The sequence below is a fragment of the Candidatus Sysuiplasma jiujiangense genome (genome assembly GCA_019721075.1).
GTDB classification, from domain to species: domain Archaea; phylum Thermoplasmatota; class Thermoplasmata; order Sysuiplasmatales; family Sysuiplasmataceae; genus Sysuiplasma; species Sysuiplasma jiujiangense.
Map to the genome: position 1 here is coordinate 78316 of JAHEAD010000005.1, position 20086 is coordinate 98401.

General features: G+C 46.7%; 23 protein-coding genes and 1 tRNA gene. 5 read left to right on the forward strand and 19 right to left on the reverse strand.

Annotation, left to right across the window (positions count from 1 at the left end):
* Positions 1 to 37 precede the first annotated feature (37 nt).
* From KIS29_04565 to KIS29_04585, 5 genes are read right to left on the reverse strand one after another with little or no spacing between them, the layout of a single operon-like run.
* Positions 38 to 244, reverse strand: a complete 207-nt coding sequence (locus KIS29_04565) for a hypothetical protein (protein MBX8639597.1) — start codon at positions 242 to 244, stop codon at positions 38 to 40.
* A complete protein-coding gene (locus tag KIS29_04570; protein ID MBX8639598.1) occupies positions 241 to 579 on the reverse strand; it encodes a hypothetical protein in 339 nt (112 codons plus the stop codon). The genes KIS29_04565 and KIS29_04570 overlap by 4 nt, the downstream gene beginning before the upstream one ends.
* Entirely contained in the window at positions 569 to 763 is a 195-nt protein-coding gene (locus tag KIS29_04575) for a hypothetical protein (protein ID MBX8639599.1), read from the reverse strand. The genes KIS29_04570 and KIS29_04575 overlap by 11 nt, the downstream gene beginning before the upstream one ends.
* Entirely contained in the window at positions 760 to 1920 is a 1161-nt protein-coding gene (locus KIS29_04580) for a cytochrome bc complex cytochrome b subunit (protein ID MBX8639600.1), read from the reverse strand. The genes KIS29_04575 and KIS29_04580 overlap by 4 nt, the downstream gene beginning before the upstream one ends.
* Before the next feature lie 49 nt (positions 1921 to 1969).
* Positions 1970 to 2854, reverse strand: coding sequence for a ubiquinol-cytochrome c reductase iron-sulfur subunit (locus tag KIS29_04585; GenBank protein ID MBX8639601.1), 885 nt, complete (start codon positions 2852 to 2854; stop codon positions 1970 to 1972).
* Between the two features lie 345 nt (positions 2855 to 3199).
* Here KIS29_04585 and KIS29_04590 point away from each other — a divergent pair, with 345 nt between their 5' ends.
* Together KIS29_04590 and KIS29_04595 are read left to right on the forward strand one after the other, a co-directional pair.
* Positions 3200 to 4258 carry a radical SAM protein gene (locus KIS29_04590; protein ID MBX8639602.1) on the forward strand — a complete coding sequence of 353 codons (1059 nt, stop codon included), beginning with the start codon at positions 3200 to 3202 and terminating at the stop codon, positions 4256 to 4258.
* Positions 4255 to 5349 carry a radical SAM protein gene (locus tag KIS29_04595; protein ID MBX8639603.1) on the forward strand — a complete coding sequence of 365 codons (1095 nt, stop codon included), beginning with the start codon at positions 4255 to 4257 and terminating at the stop codon, positions 5347 to 5349. The genes KIS29_04590 and KIS29_04595 overlap by 4 nt, the downstream gene beginning before the upstream one ends.
* Before the next feature lie 5 nt (positions 5350 to 5354).
* Here KIS29_04595 and KIS29_04600 read toward each other — a convergent pair whose 3' ends face one another.
* The 7 genes from KIS29_04600 to KIS29_04630 form a co-directional block, all read right to left on the reverse strand.
* Entirely contained in the window at positions 5355 to 5843 is a 489-nt protein-coding gene (locus KIS29_04600) for a hemerythrin domain-containing protein (GenBank protein ID MBX8639604.1), read from the reverse strand.
* A gap of 158 nt (positions 5844 to 6001) precedes the next feature.
* Complete coding sequence (locus KIS29_04605) at positions 6002 to 6637, reverse strand: DUF981 family protein (GenBank protein MBX8639605.1); 636 nt, start codon at positions 6635 to 6637, stop codon at positions 6002 to 6004.
* A 204-nt stretch (positions 6638 to 6841) separates the two neighbouring features.
* On the reverse strand, positions 6842 to 7915 hold the full coding sequence (locus KIS29_04610) for a hypothetical protein (protein MBX8639606.1): 1074 nt from the start codon (positions 7913 to 7915) through the stop codon (positions 6842 to 6844).
* Positions 7916 to 7989: 74 nt separating this feature from the next.
* The gene (locus tag KIS29_04615; protein MBX8639607.1) at positions 7990 to 9702 is read right to left on the reverse strand and encodes a B12-binding domain-containing radical SAM protein; all 1713 of its coding nucleotides are present in this window, start codon (positions 9700 to 9702) and stop codon (positions 7990 to 7992) included.
* 271 nt (positions 9703 to 9973) lie between these two features.
* Positions 9974 to 11089: a DoxX family protein gene (locus KIS29_04620; protein ID MBX8639608.1), complete on the reverse strand. Its 1116-nt coding sequence runs from the start codon at positions 11087 to 11089 to the stop codon at positions 9974 to 9976.
* Between the two features lie 162 nt (positions 11090 to 11251).
* Positions 11252 to 11890 carry a class I SAM-dependent methyltransferase gene (locus KIS29_04625; GenBank protein MBX8639609.1) on the reverse strand — a complete coding sequence of 213 codons (639 nt, stop codon included), beginning with the start codon at positions 11888 to 11890 and terminating at the stop codon, positions 11252 to 11254.
* Positions 11891 to 12143: 253 nt separating this feature from the next.
* Positions 12144 to 12234: transfer RNA gene (locus KIS29_04630), tRNA-Ala, on the reverse strand.
* A gap of 115 nt (positions 12235 to 12349) precedes the next feature.
* Between KIS29_04630 and KIS29_04635 the strand changes: the two genes are divergently transcribed.
* Positions 12350 to 12793 carry a hypothetical protein gene (locus KIS29_04635; protein ID MBX8639610.1) on the forward strand — a complete coding sequence of 148 codons (444 nt, stop codon included), beginning with the start codon at positions 12350 to 12352 and terminating at the stop codon, positions 12791 to 12793.
* Positions 12794 to 12797: 4 nt separating this feature from the next.
* On the opposite strand, the gene KIS29_04640 is transcribed toward KIS29_04635, so the two are convergent.
* Entirely contained in the window at positions 12798 to 13409 is a 612-nt protein-coding gene (locus KIS29_04640; GenBank protein MBX8639611.1) for a hypothetical protein, read from the reverse strand.
* Between the two features lie 103 nt (positions 13410 to 13512).
* Here KIS29_04640 and KIS29_04645 point away from each other — a divergent pair, with 103 nt between their 5' ends.
* Positions 13513 to 13806 (forward strand): PRC-barrel domain-containing protein, encoded by a 294-nt coding sequence (locus KIS29_04645; GenBank protein ID MBX8639612.1) that lies wholly within the window; start codon positions 13513 to 13515, stop codon positions 13804 to 13806.
* Here the strand turns inward: KIS29_04645 and KIS29_04650 are convergent.
* The 3 genes from KIS29_04650 to KIS29_04660 form a co-directional block, all read right to left on the reverse strand.
* Positions 13803 to 14336: a tRNA (cytidine(56)-2'-O)-methyltransferase gene (locus KIS29_04650; protein MBX8639613.1), complete on the reverse strand. Its 534-nt coding sequence runs from the start codon at positions 14334 to 14336 to the stop codon at positions 13803 to 13805. The genes KIS29_04645 and KIS29_04650 overlap by 4 nt on opposite strands.
* Before the next feature lie 238 nt (positions 14337 to 14574).
* Positions 14575 to 15081, reverse strand: coding sequence for an ArsR family transcriptional regulator (locus KIS29_04655; protein MBX8639614.1), 507 nt, complete (start codon positions 15079 to 15081; stop codon positions 14575 to 14577).
* Positions 15082 to 15156: 75 nt separating this feature from the next.
* Positions 15157 to 15735: a hypothetical protein gene (locus tag KIS29_04660; protein ID MBX8639615.1), complete on the reverse strand. Its 579-nt coding sequence runs from the start codon at positions 15733 to 15735 to the stop codon at positions 15157 to 15159.
* 186 nt (positions 15736 to 15921) lie between these two features.
* On the opposite strand from KIS29_04660, the gene KIS29_04665 reads away from it, so the two are divergent.
* Positions 15922 to 17283 carry a glycosyltransferase family 4 protein gene (locus tag KIS29_04665; protein MBX8639616.1) on the forward strand — a complete coding sequence of 454 codons (1362 nt, stop codon included), beginning with the start codon at positions 15922 to 15924 and terminating at the stop codon, positions 17281 to 17283.
* Between the two features lie 109 nt (positions 17284 to 17392).
* Here KIS29_04665 and KIS29_04670 read toward each other — a convergent pair whose 3' ends face one another.
* The 3 genes from KIS29_04670 to KIS29_04680 are packed head-to-tail and all read right to left on the reverse strand — an operon-like array spanning position 17393 to position 19812.
* Entirely contained in the window at positions 17393 to 18091 is a 699-nt protein-coding gene (locus tag KIS29_04670; protein MBX8639617.1) for an HAD hydrolase family protein, read from the reverse strand.
* A 12-nt stretch (positions 18092 to 18103) separates the two neighbouring features.
* Positions 18104 to 19027 (reverse strand): DUF1028 domain-containing protein, encoded by a 924-nt coding sequence (locus KIS29_04675; GenBank protein ID MBX8639618.1) that lies wholly within the window; start codon positions 19025 to 19027, stop codon positions 18104 to 18106.
* A 5-nt stretch (positions 19028 to 19032) separates the two neighbouring features.
* Positions 19033 to 19812: a carbon-nitrogen hydrolase family protein gene (locus tag KIS29_04680; GenBank protein ID MBX8639619.1), complete on the reverse strand. Its 780-nt coding sequence runs from the start codon at positions 19810 to 19812 to the stop codon at positions 19033 to 19035.
* Positions 19813 to 20086 lie beyond the last annotated feature (274 nt).

The following is a 20086-nucleotide window of genomic DNA, read 5'->3' on the forward strand; positions in this document are numbered from 1 at the left end:
TCGGTCGTATGTGATGTACGGCGATGCAAGCCTGCATTCATATGTTGCGTCTGGCTGCACCATAAATTATCATTATGAATCCGACAAAACCAAGTCCCAGCGCAACCCAGCTCGATATCTGATGCGGACCGATCAGCGAATTAATGGTCGGAAAAAGCTGGTAGAAATCGAAAAGAGGAGAGGCTACGACGAGCAATACTATGCCGGCGGCAATTATGAGCAGATCGGTTCTGTCATCCTTCAAACCAGGCTCACCCCTATGAGTCCGTACGCAAACGCATACAGTATTATCGGAAACAGCAGCGTGATCCAGGACATCTTCAGTTTGGCTCTTCTGGCAAGGATAAGCGATACAAGAAACAATATGAGGGAAAGTGTTGTGAAGAAAAGCGCAATTGTTTCGAGTCCGACGAGAAAGTTGTAAAAATTGCCGAATATGGGTGATGTCATTGAATGCGTTTGTTCGTGGTATAGGGCAACAACAGGCTCGATCACAGCAGCAAACATAATGACTGCTATGGAACCGATTATGAACACTATCATGGACAGGTAATATGCCATAAGTGCATTATTTTCCATAACCACCACCTGCAAAAAACCTCATCGCCATCAGTAATATTGACGCTGTAAGAATGAATTCTACACCCAGCATTATTGCCCATGCCGACTGATATCTTACCGGGTTCAGCAGGGAGATATACCACATGCCAAACGCTATCACAACCTGCACTGCAACTATGAGGTAAAGCAGCCTGTTATTCACTGCTTCACCGCCCGCGAACTCAGATCCTTCTTGGCGTGCCTCATAGCGTAAACCGGCACGATAGAGCAGAATGTCAGGGCATAAAGCATCAAGAGCGTCAGTGGTCTTGTTTGAGACAGTCCCGGCTGCACGTAACCCCACAGACCAACGACCAGCCAGAAGAGGATGATAAATACTCCCATGAATGTCATCATCGGTCTCTCAAGCGGTCCGTTCTCCTTGTATCTGTCGATAAATGGTACGAGTATGAGGTATAGAAGAAGTGCAAACACCAGCGGGACTCCCCCGGTAGAAAGTCCGAATCCAGCTACATCCATCAGTTTATAGACAGGCATCTCGTACCAGTCAGGAAACGGTGTCGTTCCGTATACCAGCTGTCCATATGCAGGCGGCAGCGTCTGTGGAATGAGTGCCGACGCAATCAGAACACCCGCAACAAAAACCATCCCTATGAAGGCTGTGTAGAGGAGGTTTACCGGAAACCAGGGGATCTTCTTCTCATTATCGCTGGCGGAAGGATCGTATGGTCCCGATTTTTCATAAAGGAAAAAGTGGATGAAGACGAGAATCAGCAGTATAACGCTGAGTATCGCAGCATGCAGAACAAGCAGATGTTCCCATGACTCCACAGTCGTACCATTACCGACCAGCACTGAAATCAGCCAGCCTGCAAGCCCAGGCGCCAGCCTGCCGATTATGCTACGCTGAAGAAGTATTTCCGAAACGTGCAGACCAAGAACGCTCTGTACCGACTCCGTAAGCATGTATCCCATCGCCGCAATGGTATTGACGAGGAGGAATATCACAACACCGATTATCCACTGCAGCCATCTCCACTTTCCCCTGTATGCGCCTATGAAATACTGCCTGAACATGTGCAAATAGACCATCGCCACCATTGCATATGCCATGAACAGGTGTGATGTCAGGAGTACTTCCCCGAACGGAACGGTGCCCATCAGCATAAGTGTTGAACTGTACGGACTTCCAGGCTGATAGTAGTAGGCAAGCAGTATTCCAGTGGCTATCTGGTAAATTAGTGCTGTGGCAAGGAAGGCACCGGTCCAGTAGTCGATGCGAAGCTCGTGCTTTCTGATTGGCCTTAGGTTTATTGAGAATGAACCCTCCATTGGCGCATCGGGTTTTGCCAGTTCCATCAGATTGTACTCATTAGGTTCCCTCAATTTTAATCACCACAATCCAGTTTCAGAAACTTCCAGGCCACGGTCCGTTCGAACTGCTGGCCACTATCGTCATGTACAGGGGTTTGTCGGCGGGTTTAATTTCCTGAGGCAGTGAAGGAAGAGGCGGTCCCTTGTACAGCGGAAGCAGGGTCCCGCCGGAAAGATTCTCATCCATAACCCTGGAACCATATTCCTCGCCTCCGGGCTCCTCAAGATGTGTTCTTATAACCGCATTCACGGGGTTAATACCTATTGCATAAACATTGTCATCTGTATCAACGTAAAGAAGAACCTGCGGAAGCGAATGATTTGCAGGACTTGGCGCAGGTCCCGAATTATAGAGGTTGTGTGGCCCCCTGGTAGGGTCATACTGGCTTCCATGGCACTTGCAAAACATGAGTCCGTACGGAGGCCAGTTTGTTTCATTATAGCCGATTAACTTTGCTTCAAACGGAATGCTGTTGTGCGGATGATAATCAAGCAGCGGAACAACGCAGCCCAGATGCTGGCATATGCCGCTGAATGCTGTAATGTTGTTTCCCGGTCCGGCCCCATTGGGTATCTGAACACCATCAAGTTTCACCAGTATGTTGGGTTCGTCCTGCAGCGGATAATTGAACGCCATGATGGGATACGAACTGCTTGCGGTGGTTGCGGGAGGAATAAGTGCCGATTTAATCGGTTTCCCCGAGCTATCGACAAGGACGGCCACCGGATAACCGTCAATGACCGGTGTGTATCTTGTTTCAGGTGTAATAAACGTCTCAAAGGACAGTGCACCGAAAATCAGTGCTCCAGCGGATGCACCGGCGGCTTTAAGGAATGTTCTCCTTGTCTCGTCTTCAGGTGCTTTTCCGTCATTTTTAGTCTCCTCTTTTTCATGCAGTTTTTCATTTTTCTCAGGCATCTGACCGTTTCTCCCCTGAATAGGTCGATGTTTGTTATGCATCGCTCTTATTTATTGTATATCAATATGATTCCTAAAATGTTCAGGATTATCCTTATATGGAATCATATTCAACCTGAGATCACCGGGGCGCATGGAAGGTAAACGCCCGGAAAGAGATGAACTGAACGGCTATGCAGCAACCGGCGATTGCGCAAGAAGGTGGATGAGTGAAGATTGGTTCGGGTAGAATTGTAAACCGGCTCCTTTCTATCGCGATTCTCGTTATCACTTTAATACTGAGCTCATCCAATCTGGGAAGGAAATGACATCGCGCGTCATTTGACATTTAGATTTGTGATATGAATGGCTGACAGAGAAGGCAGTTACGATGGGTCCAGCCCCTTCGTTGTCGTCTGGGAGTCAACGAAAGCCTGCGACTACGCTTGCAAGCACTGCAGAGCGAATGCGATAAAATACAGATCCCCGGACGAACTTACCACATCGGAGGCGAAGCGTCTCATTGAAGATATATCGGATTCCGGTGTAAAGTTGTTCGTGATCAGCGGCGGAGATCCAATGAAGAGAGACGATATTTTCGAGCTGCTTGCGTTTTCTTCGTCACACATACGGACTGCGTTCTCTCCCAGCGGTGCACGCATTAACAGAGAAAACGCAAGGCTGATAAAAGAGGCAGGCATTGACACTGTTTCAATCAGCCTCGATGGCACAGAAACGGTGCATGACAGTTTCAGATGTTTTGAAGGTTCTTATAAGATGTCTGTCAGCTCAATAGGCTATCTGAAGGAAGCGGGCATCAGTGTGCAGATAAACACCACAATAAGCAGATTCAATATCGGCTTGCTGAATGAAATCAAAGACATCGTGCTTTCAATGCATGTCTCAATGTGGGATATTTTCATGCTTGTGCCTACGGGGAGGGCAGGCGTCGGCATGATGATTTCCCCGGAAGAGGCAGAACTTGTGATGCGAACCGTCGCTCAGTGGAGGATAAACGGCATCAACGTCCGAATGACATGCGCACCGTACCTGGTCAGGATTATGAATGATTTTGGTCTTTCCCCGGTAAAGCCCGACTCTTTAGGAAGGAAGAGTCTCAATGGCGCAAGAGGATGCATGGCAGGAAACGGTTACGTGTTCATAAGTTCCGACGGTTCTGTAATGCCATGCGGCTATCTTCCGGTCAGAATCGGAAATGTAAAATCAGGAAAACTTCTGGACATCTACAGATCGGATTCAATGGCGAAATTCAGGAAACCGGCAGATCTGCTTGGCAAGTGCGGCATGTGTGAATACAGAACGGTTTGCGGCGGCTGCAGAGCAAGATCGTTTTCAATTTCAGGAGACGCATTCGGCGAAGATCCTTTCTGCGTGTACATGCCAAAGGGGTTGCGATATGCATGATTGATCTTACAAAGCTGATGGCCGGAAAGCAGGGAAGAAACGATTCCATCCGGTTTCCTGAAAACAGTACGCTAAAACCCAGGGTGATGGTATTCAATGTAACGCGAAATTGCAATCTGCACTGCGCCCACTGTTATTCCGGTTCGGGTCATTCACATTTCAGGGATCTGCCATTGGGGATATGGCTCGATGGACTGAAGAGTGCTGCAGATCTGGGCGTGAAGCACTTATTGATTTCAGGAGGTGAGCCATTATTCAGAAAGGATGTCTTCATCATAATGGAGGAAGCGAGAGAATACGGCCTGACACTAACTCTTTCGACGAACGGAACCCTCCTTGGCTCACAGAATATTCAACGAATGAAGAGGCTTGTTGATTACGTCGGAATAAGCATCGACGGTCCACAGCTCATCCATGATAAGTTCAGGGGTGTTGATGGCGCATTCAGAAGAACCATGGAGAACGCACGCGGTTGCAGGGAGGCCGGCATCAGGACGGGTTTCAGGTTTACACTTACAAAGTACAATGTCGATTTTGTAGACTTCATGCTTAAACTGGCACAGACTGAAAGTGTCGACAGGATATGTTTCTATCATCTTGGATACGTCGGAAGGGCTTCCTCTCAGCTTGACATCAGCAATGAGCAGAGGCTGGATGCCATGCTGAAAATCGCTGCCGCAGCGTCAACTTCGGAGTTTGAAATACTGACTGCAGATAATTCTGTTGACGGCATACTTGCCTATCTTCTGACCAGGTCCGAATCTGTTTACGCCTTACTCAGGAAAAATGGCGGCAACAAATCGGGTGAACGGATTGCAGACGTCGATCCTGACGGCAATGTTTACCCCGACCAGTTTACACGGCTGAAGCTTGGTAACATCGGTGAGCTCGAGAGCATATGGGGCGGGACGAACAGGATTGTCGGGGAACTGGGAAACAGGAAAGACCGGGTCGTTTGCGGCTCATGCCGGTACTTTGAAGTATGCAATGGCGACTCAAGAGGGAGGGCCCTTGCATCGAGCGGAGATATATGGGGATTCGATCCTTCTTGCTATCTCTCAAATCTGGCATCTCATTTTACGGACTGTTAGAATGCTCACCTGATCATTTCATCCGGGGACCGGCTGTTATCCCGAAGATATCTGCATACCCAGTCTTCAGGTACCGTATCAGACTTCATCCTCGCAATTAAATCCACAGCATCATCATCCTCAATGTTGTCTTCTAGAAAACCGTATATCGTTTCCTCCTCTCTTCGGATGTGAAAGCTGATCAATCTGGTCACGCTTTGCGCCTTTTTGAGCACGTAGCCGACATCCGATCTGTGAAGTCCGGATGCAATCCTGTGGGCAAGTAGCCAGATCGCGGCATGTTCATATTCCAGTCCCCTTGCTATCCTGATGTGTTCCGCATCGACGACAGCCGGGAATAACACTTCCTCCTCGGCAAACATGTGATTTTTCAGTCGTTTTCGAAAACGAAGGAACTTCTCCTCATCAACACTATTCTCTTTTATCGATCCTATGAATTTGGAAAGCTCATCGGTGATTTCGCCATGTTCCACTGTTGCAATCTCCATAAGCAATGTCAGACACACCTGCCAGATGCGGCCATGGATAAAGTGATGTGGGCGAAATAGAATAATTTATTGCCTGAGATGTCAGCTAAAACAATGTTCAGATGCCGAAACATAAGGCATCTGACTTAACACGTTTGGTTCAAATCCGCTCTGTATATCCGCAGCTACGGAGCAGAAGCCAGGTGGCTTGCTATTGCAGGCGCCGCAATTGCCACTGCTGCGAGCGCCGAAAGTGCCATGAACAGGATAAATGAATATGTCCAGTACAGCCAGGATTTTCCGACCTTGGGGGAAACAATCGCCTTGTCTACGGCAATGGAAGCAGGAAGGGCAAGAATTCCAGATATGCCGAATCCTGCATAGAGAAGAAGCATGGCCAGCGGCTCCTTAGTCATCTTGAGGTTGTATGCTGTGATGCCGTAGAAGATCACCGTGAGGCCAAACATGAATGAAAGCATGCCTGTGTATTCAAGTTTCCTGTTGAAGTTGACTGCAACAGCGATTGACATCAATATTACTCCAAGCAGGGTAAATGCATCAAAGAAGAGTATGTCGTAGCCAAGTCCTCCGAAATTCGGAAGCGGCCAAACCAGCTCTCCCGCGATTCCCATTATGAATATGAAGAAACCGAGGATTCCCAGAGGCACCGAGAGTGCCCGGAGGCGATCCATGAATTCTTTGTTCTCTCCTTTTCTGTACGCCATGACCAGCGTTATTGCCGCATAAACGAGTATGAAGCCCACGAATGCGAGTATGAACAACTCGAGTCCGAGGTCATCCACGAAGGGTTGAAATGCCATTTTTTTCACCTCAGATCCAGGAGATCGCGGCTGTCCACTAATATCTTCGTGACATACTATAACTATAATCAGTACCTGCCCCAATCGGAAGCGTTTGCCTGATACAGTGCACCGAATTCGATTCCGTTCTCTGAAGCATTTCAACCAATTACGCATTGAAGAACCATGTCCCGGAACACTCCGGGAAACTCATTGGAATCGGGTTTATTTCACAATCTCCACGTAGGGAAATTTGTGACTTGGATTCTCAATGAACCTATTCATCATGATCTGTACTATGAATTCATATTCCCTGATAATGTTCTGCATACCGCTGAATATCAGCGGGCCTATGATATCGGCACTCTTAGAACGCTCGGCCTGCTCTTTAATCTTCGCATTAACAGTCTTCAGCTCGGAAACGCACTGCTCCTCAAGAGCTAGTGCGCTGTCGAGAGCAGCTGATGCTGCTTTGAGGTCGTGTTCAAAGAGACATTTTGAGGTATTTGCCGACAATTCCCTGAACATCGAAAGAATCCTCTGCGTGCTCTCATCATAAACTCCCTTTCCGGACCTGGGAAAGCCTGCAGAAAGGATCTCGTTAGATAAACCTTCAGAAATGTCTCCAACAGATTCCAGGGCTGCAGCAATAGCTCTGTCGCCTAGCATATGTCTCGGATCTTCTATTCCTATCTGCTTTGCCATCTCTCTGTCTTTGGCTCCCAGGAGCAGCAGCCTCAGTATCAGTCTGTAAAGTCTATCGATTTCCATTTCCATCGCACTTATCGAACTACGAGACGCTTCGGACGATTTCAGTACATTCTCAAGAGTCCGCTCGACAATCAGCGAAGAAAGGAGGAAGAGTCTCCTGATCATGGAAAGAATAGGGAACTCCGGCGGACTTATGAAACAACCGATCACAATCTTCTTCTCATCCTGTTCCATTACGACGACACCAGTCAGTTTTTCGACCGCCTCCGTTACCTTTGCTGCCTGATCTTCAGATATTTCGTTCTTGGACTCGACGCGAATCGTGTTGTAGCCCGCGATGTAACATCCTATTATCGTTCTCTTTATCATCTCTGAATCAGGGCAACTGTCAGCATGAAGGATACAGGTTGTAGGCGATGCTGAAAAGTCGTTTCCCGAGGGTGTTATCACAATATTTCCGTTTTCTTCAAAAATCATGTTGAGCAGACTGCCTGCCTTGATGCCCTTGGAGGTTGCCCACTCCTTCGGGATGGAAATGCCGAGACTTGCATTTCCCAACTTCTGCACTCTCCTTACTTCCCTTTCCAAATTAATCTCCTCTACCGCGTTCAGCGAGAAACACGATTCAGGGATTGTTTCTGTGCGTACATATTTATTGTCATTCATGTTTTCATCTTCGCTATAGCCTTCCGCCCGATGTCATCTTCATTAACAGCGAAACTGCCTGCTGCCTGCGAATCTATGTCCTTACCTGAGCTGTCATCACTCACTGTCTTCTCAGGCATGGACGGTACCGCAGGGCCTGCAACCCTCCTCCTTTTCTCATCCAGATACACAGGAACATCGCAGTCCCGGATCAGCATATCCATTTCCTTCCTGTTTGGTCTGGTCCCGGAAAGAGCAGCGAAGAGCGAATATGTCTTTGCAAGCTGGCTGGGTATTGACAGTACATCCCTTACAAATTCGGGCATTTCAGACAGCATATAGGTTATTGCCGACGGCAGAAGATCTCTCTTTGGCCAATTCATATTTCGCGCTTTGCCGGTATCGATGAGAAACCGGCGGATGTAGAACGAATACAGTCCCAGGTACTGAAAGAGCTGAATTATAACCGGATTCACCCTCGTCTTCATTACCGGCGTGAAAAAATCGAATCGATCCCAGTCAAGTGTAAACAGTCTGTTGTGCTCTACCGCTTCCCTGAAAACTTCGGTTCCGGGAAGGGGAGTGTATATCGTGAACTGTGCAACGTCCGCACCCCTTCCCGCCAGGTTGAATCCAAGCCTCACTGTCGAAATCATGTCTCTGATCCTTTCGTATGGCGCACCCATCATGAAACTCAGAAGAGTGATCACACCGTTCCGGTCAAGCTCGCTGACAGCTTTTTCTGTATCGCTCTGTCGGATTCGTTTGCGCATCTTTTTCAGTACTTCCCTGCTGCCGGACTCAACTCCCAACGCCGCTACTCTGAGACCGGCCTCTACCGCAGGCGGAATGAATTCAGGATTCCTTGCGATCGCATCAGCTCTCATCTGCGCAATCCACTGAATTTTTATCCCACGCTCCGTGATATATTCGAACAGCTTCATTCTGTCTTTCAGGTTTTGGGGAAGCAGAAATATGTCGTCCGTGAAAAAGATCCAGTTGTAACCGAACCTCTCAGCAAGTTCCATTTCCTCTATTATCCTTCGATTTGATTTGTTCCTCCTCCGGAAGCCCCAAGTTGGAGTCACCGAGCAGAAATCGCATCCGTAAGGGCAACCTCTGGAAGTTTCGATGCAGGCAACTGTCTCATTCTTTCCAAAAGTTAAAAAACGATATTTTTCTCTTTCAATGAGATCAAATGCTGGCAGAGGAAGCTCGTCCAGTGAAGGGATAAGTTGTCTTGGACGAGTTCTTAAAATTTTTCCATCTTTCCTGAAATATATTCCGGCAACATTTTCAAGACTTTCCCGGTTGCCAATTTTCTGAACTATTTCAGCAACCGTTCTATCTCCCTCCCCCAGCACAACGATATCAAATCCATCTTCTAAAATCTGTTCGGGCAGGAATGTTGCATGATGGCCGCCAACAACAACGGTAAGCCCAGAATCCAGCGATTTCAGTCGATTCATTATCAGCCTGGCATTGTTATATGCTGCAGTTGCGTGAACTGTGATGCCCACAACGTCAGGGTGCATGCTTATCGCTTTTTCCACCGCCTCTTCAACTGTAAGGCGATCAGCTTCCATATCTATGATTGAAACGCTGTTTCCCTGCACTGCCCTTATTGACGATGCCAGCTGAACAAGACCAAGCGGTATTGGCAGGAAGCCCATTTTGGTAAGGTAGAGGCTTCCGCTTCTGTTGGATGGTCTGATTAGAACTGTCTTCATTCCGGAACACACCTCCGAATCTCTGATTTGCCCTCAGGTCTGATTAGCTTCTGCATGTGTAAAGATATAGAGTAGTTATAATACAGACTCTATGGATTGGTATTCAAAAAGAAATCAGTCCGGTATTTCAGATTCATTTCTGTCTGGGCTTCTGAAATTCAGCCGCCTGAAGTCCTGTCAGGGAAGCGCCACCTCTGACAAACAGGCCTAGCTGTTTCTATCCTCGCGTGAATCGTGAAAAGTTTTAAGGAGTTTGTGAAAACTGTTGTGCTTACATTTCGGCAACCTTATTCCAGAAGCCTACCTTCCTCTCTATCCTGGAGTCAATTGTGTATGGATCAGTGCCGTGCGCTGCATTAAGTGAGAGCAGTATCAGGAATGCGATTGTCATTACTATCTGGCCGGCATCTGTATAACCTGCTGTAATCGGGCCGCCGAAAGCCTTCAGTGTGGACCATTCCAGTGTCGAGTATATCATTCCTCCAATATAGGCGGTTTTCCTGGCAATGCCGAAGAGAAGTGCTGCTGCCAGCAGGGATTCAGCAATAATTATCGTGTAATAATAGACCAAGGGTGCCGTCGTCACCTGTGATATCCAGAAACTGTACCACCCGTTAAGATAGGCAGGCTGACCAGAAGCAGCTCCGATCAGCGTTGTTTTCAGCGACGAAGGTGTGTTGTATGCGATTGCCATGTATGTTTCTGCAGCAAATACTATTCCGAATAGGATGGCCGACAGCCTGCTGATCTTCATTGCATTTCTGCCGAAGAAGCCAAATTTAGATCCGCGGCTTCCCGACCTGATTTCTGCGATTTTTGACCAGTTTCTGTATTTTCTTTCTATCAATTTATCAAGCGTGTATATATCAGGGCCGAATGTTGCATTGAGTGCTATAATGAGGAGGAAACTGATCGCGTAAACATCTGCAGCCCCTGTTACGAGCGATCCTGGACCGTATGGGCCTCCGAACCCTTCTGGAACGCTCCAGATTATAAATGCCAGTATTATGCCGCCAAAATATGCCAGTTTCCGGGCAAACCCGGCAATCAGTGCAAATCCCAGTGAGAGTTCCAGAATTCCAGTCATCCAGGTGAAAAGTATCGGGTTTGATACAACAATATGATACCAGAACGAAAACCAGCCATTCAAATAAGAGGGCTGCCCAACGCCCGCGCTCTGGATGGCGGAAGGCATATAAATGTAGAGATTATTCCAGAATTTAAAGAAGCCGTCGTAGAGCCAGAGTATGCCGAACACTATTGCGGATATTCTTGCAAGTAGCAGACTGTTGCGCCTGATGTTGCTGGACACCACAGTATCCGGGGACTCTTCATTGGCATTATCATTCATTCCTCTGCTCTTCTTGTGTTCAACTTCTTCCTGCACTTTATAACCTCCTGCTGATTTTCCTCATTTTCCGTTTCCTTGGTGACCACAGATTGACTGTGGTTATCTTCAAAACAGCCTCATTATATTAAGTACCATACATATTTGTTAAAAATTGAAAACCTGAAATTGGTATGCTTAATTCTGCTCTAGGCTCTTAAATCAGGTGGTATCCGGCGGTGGCATATGGTTATTTCCCGTATATTGAAAAGCAGCACTTATGAAATCGTCTTTTTCAGTTATTTCTCTAACTGAAACCTTTGTTTTTCCTGAAATATCCCTGAATGCGTCCGCATTCATGAGGTGCGACTTCACGAATTTTCTGTTCAGGCCCCCGTTATCGGTTATTTCGTATATCACCAGCAATCCGGTCGGATTGAGCCTTCTCATTATAAGCTCAAGCGACCCTTCTCTGTCGCTCCAGTGATGGAACGACAGGCTTGAATATATTAGGTCAAATTTCATCTCTCCTGGGATGTACCTGCTGCTTCCCAATCCAAATCTGATTCTCTGGTCAATTCGGTGTCTTGAAGCACCTCTGTTTGCAATATCGACCATATATGTGGACGGATCTATGCCTATTCCGAAAAAATCATTTCTTTTAAGCGCTGCGGAAATGAGTATGTGTCCCGTACCGGAACCGATATCCAGAATCGAGCTGAATTCTCTCTTCAATATGTCTGAGATGACAAAATTGTAGAATCTGTTCATTGTGGGAATCAGTCTTGAGATTCCATAGAAATGTGAGGTGATGAATCCAAATTTCTCTTCACCGCTAACATACAAATTGCCACTTGACATTAAAACCTCAATGGAGACTCCTTATCCAGATGTGAATTTCCAATGCATTTATCTTCTATTTAAGACGATGCTGTCACTCCAGTGTATTGTGGTGTTTCGCCTTGTTTTGACCACTCTTCAGAAAATTGCAATACCATGACGAGTATTATTACTGAAGGCCCGAGTATTATTCCAATTTCCTGCGCGATTTGTGCAAACAACCTGATTGAGCGCAGGATTCAGTTTTTCCCGCACTAACCGCACCTAGGCAAACTGGACCCAGCGGGATTTGAACCCGCGGCCTCCTGCTATTCTGTCACACTAAATTGCAAAGCAGGCGATCTTCCGGGCTGATCTATGGGCCCACATCCGGTGAGAATTTTGTCGACGCATATATATGTTTCATATGCAGATACGAGGGAACTGAATTGGGCTCATCCCCATGTCCGATGGAGAAGCCGTCAGTTTGGACGGTGCTGGATGTCACCAGGTTTGAACACTGGCAGGATCAGATATACTATAGATTCAGGACCATTTCAAACAATCAAGGAAAGAATTGGTTGGGGAATGATCGCGCTGACGCCTGCAAACCTCACGATTTTTCTCATATCATATCTTCTACTGCATGAGAGTTCTGGCCAGATGCTTCTGTTCTTCAGCTACGTTCTGGGTATCACACTGTCAATCACAATCGCAGGATTATACATTGTTATTGTCGAAAAATCAACCAGGCAAGGTGACATGGTAAAAGTGAATGACCTCAGACGACATGGCGCTATATGCAGCGTATGCGGCGCCATAGTACCTGCCGGTGCAGCTACCTGTACCATTTGTGGCTCAAAACTGCTCAGAACCTGTGGTTTCTGCGGCCTCCTGATCGGTGATAGAACAAGAGTTTGTCCAAGGTGTAAAAATCCTTTGTGAAGTATCACTTTCTTCTCATGACTGTTATGACATAAATTACCACGGCGATTATAACCACATCAGCAATGATGAATATTGTCAGGTACGGAACAGGACTCACTGAAGTGACCAAGTTGAATACAACGGGCCTGGAGGTTATCGCGGCCGAACTGCTGTTTATGCTGAGGGTTGCGCTCATTGAATACTGCCCTGCCGAGAACAGGCCCAGCGCCGATCCCTGCACAAAATCCACCGAAACCACATAGCTGACATATCCAGTTGTCCCTCCGTAGCCGTATATGGTGGAGGCGCTGCCGTTGTGGAAGACCACATTTCTCACAAACGTACCGGTACTGATTATGTATCCGGTGCCGTTGAACACGGCAGACGAAACCGATGCACCATTCGACTTGAAGACCGACAGTGTTATCGTGGATGCATAGGTTATCTTCGTGATCCCTTCAAGATTTATGGTCACGTAAAACGAATAAGTATGGCCAAGAACCATCGTAGAAGGCAGATTATTAAGCGCAACAGTCTGCGCATTGGCAGGCGGTGCAGCAATCTGTATTATCAGTACTGCGACAACAGCTGTTATTATTACAGCTATTATCCCTTTTCTAATGCTTGAGATCAAGGCTCAGACTTCCTAAGCTGTACCTTAGCCTAAGATAAGTCACTGTTATATATATTTGTCATCGATCTCAGCAGGACATAGAATATAAGAAATCATTTTATCCATGTCACGCTATCCCGGATGGCGGGGTGAGGATGTGCTTCAGGAAGCATCTGAACTTATCGGAAGACAATGTTACACAAATTTGGGAATATATCTGGGCAGTGTTACCAATCTTGTTATTGACGTGGAAGGGGCCAAGATCGACGGGATATTTATCTCAGACACGAATCCGCTTCTCGTTGAAGGCAGCAGACCAGCGCTTGTGCCGTATCGCTGGATTGGCAACGTTGGGGACATCATATTGTTAAAGCATTTTCCGAAGAGGGTTGGAGGAAAGGAAAAGTCTGTTTCCTAATCTTCCCCGTTCAGAACCCTCTTCTTCCTCTCAGACGGTATAATTTTCAACCTGCCGTGCATCTGGTCATTTTCCCAGTACCCACCGAACAGCCTATCCAGAAAAATGGCAAGGGCTGACACCTCCGAATGGGGTTGGTTACCCACAGAGACGTTCAGGTCGGCAAGTCTGTAAACATCGGCCGGAATCTTTTCGGAACCCACGATTATGAGCAGGTTTGAGTGTGTGTTTATTTTTTTCATTGCACCGGTTAATTTTTCGCCGTACATCGTGAGATGCACTGTCAGGCCGTCAAATCCACTGATCAGACCTTTCCAATCAGGGGAATAATTTACGGAAAAATCGCCTCCGAAATTTTCATCCACTTTTCTGATGCGCTCAATAATTCCTGCGTCAGGGATAGTGATAATCATCGAATCTGCGCCGAATGCTCTCGCGACCAGTGCAACATGTGTTGTTATCCTTTTGTCTCTTTCAGGACGATGGCCAAGTCTGAGAACGGTAACATTTCTCTTTGCTGCTTCATACATAGAACGCATTCTCCTCTGTTTGAAGGGGAACATTCATTTCAGGGATATAACAGCCTGTTTGTCGCTGATACACAAACAAGATAAATTGATTTCAATTTTTCGGGCAGCCGAAATGCTATGTCGCCAGTGCATATCAATTATCATCGGGTCGCAGTCTCACAGGAGAGAAAAGAACTGTCATCCGCAATTCTACGAATGTGAGGAATGTGTGCCTTGGGCCCATTTGAGCCGCAGGCAATTAAAGCTCTTCCTTCAGCTTTTCAACTCTGTGGCCCCTCAGATCAAGTCTTACGGATCGTTTGACTATGCTTTTAAGCATCGTGGAGGTCATACCCAGACTCTCCGCGACATCTCCTGCAAATTTGCCTTCCTCCCCGATCTCATCGAGGATACGCTTTTCAATTCTTTTGAATTCAGATTCCGGCATCATGGCAATGGAAAGTACATCACTAATCTCATATACGGGCCAGGTCACGCTGATGTGAAATGACGAATAGTATGTATGATATGCCTTCTCTGGCTGAGGCGATTTGTTAGATGACTGCCATCGCGTTTCCACAAGTTTCATTTTTTCCAGAAATTTAAGCGCCTCTCTTCCCTCTTTTCCATATTTGTCTTCAATTTCCTTAGCTGTCTTCCATTCGAGTGTAACTTCCTTCAAAACCTGTCTCTTTGCTTCAGTGTCAACAGCTCTCAACATAGGTACAAGGTCCGACGGCTCGTTTATGACCTTCATTCGATTCATGACAACCACTATCAGCATAATGCCTATAAATCGATATTGTGCTGCCCGGCATGACTTGCCTTAGGTGTGAAAGTTTCAGAGTAGTATGTGTGCAAGTAGCATGGAGGCGGCAGGCAGGACAGCCATAAGGAAGTCATCATCTATGCTCCTGAATTTCAGTTTCTCTGATAACCAGGAAACAGTCGAGCCGGCAAAACCCATTGTGAATGGAACATCTGCAGGTGAATAGTGGTACAGCAGTATCAGGGTGAAAATCGCAAAGGAGATGGGCCATATCACATTTGCCAGCTGTCTGTGTCCGCTGTGCCTCAATTCGCCGGCAAGCGGATCCATGAACGCCAGCCCGACAAATGCCGCCAGTGCGATTGGGAAAGGGAAGAACAGGACCACCATGCATACACCCATAAACGCCCATGAAAAGCTGCTGAGCCTGGAATATTCGTATGATCTGAGTCCTGCAATCTTGATCCTCAGCTGCAATCTGAATGCCTCAAACGCAAGGATTGCGATCATCAACAGTATGAGTGCCTCACGCTTTGGCAATCCGGGAACTATGTATTCGGGGATGAAATAATAGATCGGTGCAAGTACTATCGTCATGTGCACAATGCGTCTGACGATTCTTTCTCTGTCCACGTGTACTGATTTTGCCATTGGTGATAAAACTTTGTCCATCGCTACGTTTTCGGTAACACAGGATTTTCCCGGCTTTGTCACGGCGTGTAAGTTAGATATCAGGCAAGACAGTACTTTATGACTCCGAAACTTCGATCTGTCAGTAATTTCAAAAAGATTAAATCCATTGGGCATGATATAAAAACAGTCATTATTCCTGAGGGGGTGACTGTAATAAAAATATGTGTAAACACTCAAACGCCGCTTGTCAGATTCAAGATATCGGCACCAGATCTCGTCGAGAAGTACGGGAGTCTGCCGGACGTAATAGATCTGGAGATGCTTGTACAGGGGGAAGATTATGTATATTCGCCCGGCGGCGTTACAGCGATGGTATACCCTCTCCTCAAAGAAATGAGCTTAAAGGGTCTAATAGAGAATGCAATGTGGGTAGCCCTTTCTCCAGAATCTCCCATCCGGATAATCGGTAATGGCATAACATTCGTTAATATAGACCTGACAAGAAGCGAATCCGAGAAGTATGTGCGTTTCAAGGACAAGCTCTGGAATGAAATTCATGGAATTGAAAAAATGAACTTTGTTCCTTCAGAATATCTGTCGTTCAACGTTTACAGCTGGAAGACCGCTGACGTTCTTCTGCAGAATTTTGAGAATTTCGATATCTATTATATTCATGATTTCCAGCAACTGCAAATAGGTAATTTTGTCGGACCGTTTGCGCCCGCAGTTTTCAGGTGGCATATACCTGCAAATTTCGACAGTGTGTCTGACAGGATTCGAAAATTTGTTATAAGGAATATGGAAGCATATGATGCCCTGATTGTCAGCACTAAGAGGGATCTTGAGGCACTCTTTCGTTCTGGCTACCGCGGCATTGCCAATCAGGTCTATCCCTATATCGATGAAAAGGAGTGGTTTGAGCCGTCATCCCAGGAGATAAGCGAATTCCTTCAGCTGACGGGCCTAAATGAAGATGACAGGTATTTCCTGGTTGTAGCAAGAATGGATCCGATCAAGGGACAGGATGTAGCCATACGCGCATTGAAAAAGCTACATGAATCACTGCCTGATGTAAAGCTTCTGCTTATTGGAAACGGAAGTTTTTCAGGCAGTTCGACTGGTGGTCTTGGTTCATCTAAAGCCAGCAACTGGCGAAAGAATATTATGAAGCTGATATCAGAATTCAACCTGCAGCAGTCAGTGATACTGGCAGGACATATGCCAGATAAGCTTATGCGTGCCGCCTATGCCCTATGCGACTGTGTCATATTGCCTTCCAAAGCAGAGGGTTTCGGTCTTGTTACGGTCGAAGCCTGGAGGATGCGTAAGCCGGTGATAGTCAGTACAGGCGCCGGCTCATCCGAGCTCGTAGTGGATGGCATAAACGGTTACACGTTTCCTTCAGGCGATTATGAGGACCTGGCTGAAAGGATGAGAGATATTATAGTAAAGGGAAACGGCACCGAATTGGGAACTATGGGATACGAAACCGCAAAACAGTGCTATGTTGAAAACGCGATCAAAAAACTTGTTCCCATATTTGAAAGAGCGATGTCAGGCTATTGAAATCTTTTTGCCGTCTTCTGCAGCAGTCACTTTTTTAGTATTTCGGCAAGACCGCCGTGCGGGAACCGGCATTGTCTTTCCGTCACGGATGATGGTGAAAGGTGTTGGCTCACACCTTTCTGCTTTCAAGAATTGTTTCAACAAGTTTACTGACCCCTTCCCCTCCGGGGCTGTCTACCGTTAAGTCGGCTCTCTTCCTTATTTCCTCAACAGAATTACTCAAAGCCGTCTTCAGGAAGGGGGCGCGATACAGTGAAATATCATTTTCCCCGTCACCTACAACAACAGTCCTGTCCGCGTCTATTCCCAGTTTGTTGAGCGCATGCTGCAGACCGACATCTTTGTCAACATCGGAAGGAAGAACCATTCCGGAATCGATGTTTCTCACCAGTTTTGCAATATCGGACATTTCACTTACGGCTGTTTCTGCCTCATCCATGTACCCCTTCTGAATGTATGATATCACCTGGCCCATAACGAAATGGACATGTTTTTCTTTCAGTCTGCGTGCAATTTTCTTTCCCAATGTCTCAGAAAGTTTCTCAACCGATCCGTCTTCAACCACAACAGCCCCGTTCTCTGCAACCATTGCATCGACCCTGCTGAATCGAGAACTCATGTTTAGCATGAATGGCAAGCCTCTCCCTGAAACAATAATGATTTTAATCCCTGCCTCTGAAGCCCTGTCTATTGCTCTGATAGTGTCCAGATGCAGATTGAGACCAAGATCGGTCAATGTCCTGTCATAGTCAGTAGCTATTGCCTCCACATCCGCAAGTCTTCCCTTAATTTCTTCTTTTTTGCTCATTGTGGACATATTTTACTTCCTCTTCCTATTATCTTTTGCCATGTATTCCAGCAGTCTGGCTGAAACTCTTCCTCTAGGTGAAGATTTGTTTTCAAAATTGTTAATCGATATATATTCACTGAATGCCTTTCTGTATTCGGCACTGGATAACCCGTCTGTTTTGCCGCTGTAGTAACGAAGACGGGAGAGGTGAGATTGAATTTCAGAACGGACCGATGCTGTCACCCTCACAAAATCCTCAGGACGTTCCCTGGACAGCATTACCAGATCATATAACCTGAATATCCTTTCAAGCTCATTAATCGGCTGTCTGCTGTCATCAACCCTGATATCGACGAACCTGTCATTAAATCCCGCATAACCTCCCCCTTTCCTGACTATCAGAAGGGCAGCAGACTGCATTCCCCTTCTGTCACCACCTGCTTTCTGGGCTGCCTTCAGGCAACCGATCAATTTTTCGGGGAAATTGCTGTCTGAGTTCTGAAACCAGTCGGCCATTGATTCGACTGTTTTGGAACTCACGAGAATATTGCCTTGTGCCGCGAAGCTTTCGCCGGAAATTCCGCCTGCCCAGTCGATGCATTTTTTGCCTGTGAATGTGGCGCTTCCTCCATTCCTGTCAACTAAACCAACCTGTCTTTCATCCTTCTGTCTGTCATTCGATATTAACTTCTGGAGGACCTTCTCGGCGCTTAAGCCTCTCCTGAACAAATCCAGAGCACTCGGTCCATAGGATGTATTGGCGTAAGCCTGGGTTGCAATGGCTCCGGCATCTGAAGAAGCCCATGGAACAACTGAACCCACAGCAATGAATTTAGACTGGACAGCAACGCCGTATGACCTTGTTTCTCTGTCGAATGCAACTATGGAATAGGTGGAGAGGCGAGGTATTTTTCTCGATTCAGATGTCATCTCCCATTCTGGCTCTGGTTTCATATCGTTCAATCTTCCTCCCATGCAAGGGCATCAACAGTCCTGTTTCTGTCAGATAGTCTCTTTTTCCGGTCTGATCTGAACAATGATGTGTCCAGAGTGAATATGCCTAGTTTCTCGCATTCGCCGACCGCACTAATCCTCGTGTACAGGATATTCCTGTCCTCTCTTCTTTCCATCTCTACCAGGGCACTCCGTCCGTCAAAATGTCCGCCATCTTTGAAGTTTGCAAACGCTATTGGCATTCTGTTTTCCAGAACCCTGGCCTGAACGTAAATGTTCCAGGGTTCGATTCCTTCTTTCTGTATCTTGGACGGCACTGCTAGCATGTCACAATCCGAAAGTGCGAACTTCCTTACAGTTTCCGGGAAGTCGATATCGTAGCATATTGCAATGCCAATTCTGGAATTCCTGTAGTCAAAATAGTTGACTTCGTATCCTGGTTTGAATGACTGCGCTTCAGCTTCGAACAAATGAAGTTTTCTCTGCTTTGCGAGCATCTCGCCGTCTGGACCAAAGGCATAGCACGTTATGAACATCTCTCCGGCGAATGACTCGAAGAGAGCTCCCGTAAGGACGACGGAGCTGTAGTCCCTGGAAAGAGATGAAATTTCATCCAGAAATTCATGTCTGTCGTCCTTGATTATGTTCTCCTCCTTTATGGGCATCCATTTCTCTGGAAGTACGAGTAAATCGGTCTCATTTTTCAGTGCATTCTCAATTTCCGGCAGTGCGGCCGCGATCTTTGTCTCGCTTATCTGAAGGAGGCCAATTTTTATTTTGCTCATATTTCACCTTGTTGTCATCCGCGTTATGCAAATGGATGGCATTAAATGTAATCTTATTCAGCGGCTCAGATTTTTCGGGCGATGCCCGTTTGCGCAGATGCACAGTGCGTAACCCCCTCCGGCAAACATTGGTTATGCGAAAAACATATGCTGGCGTGCATCTTCAACGGCACGGAATATTTGGTTCGTGTGCATTATCGGCCGTTTGTGGAAGGTGGTGATGCGCACTGATCGCGTCTGAACTGAACGCACACAGGCTACAATATGTCATGCT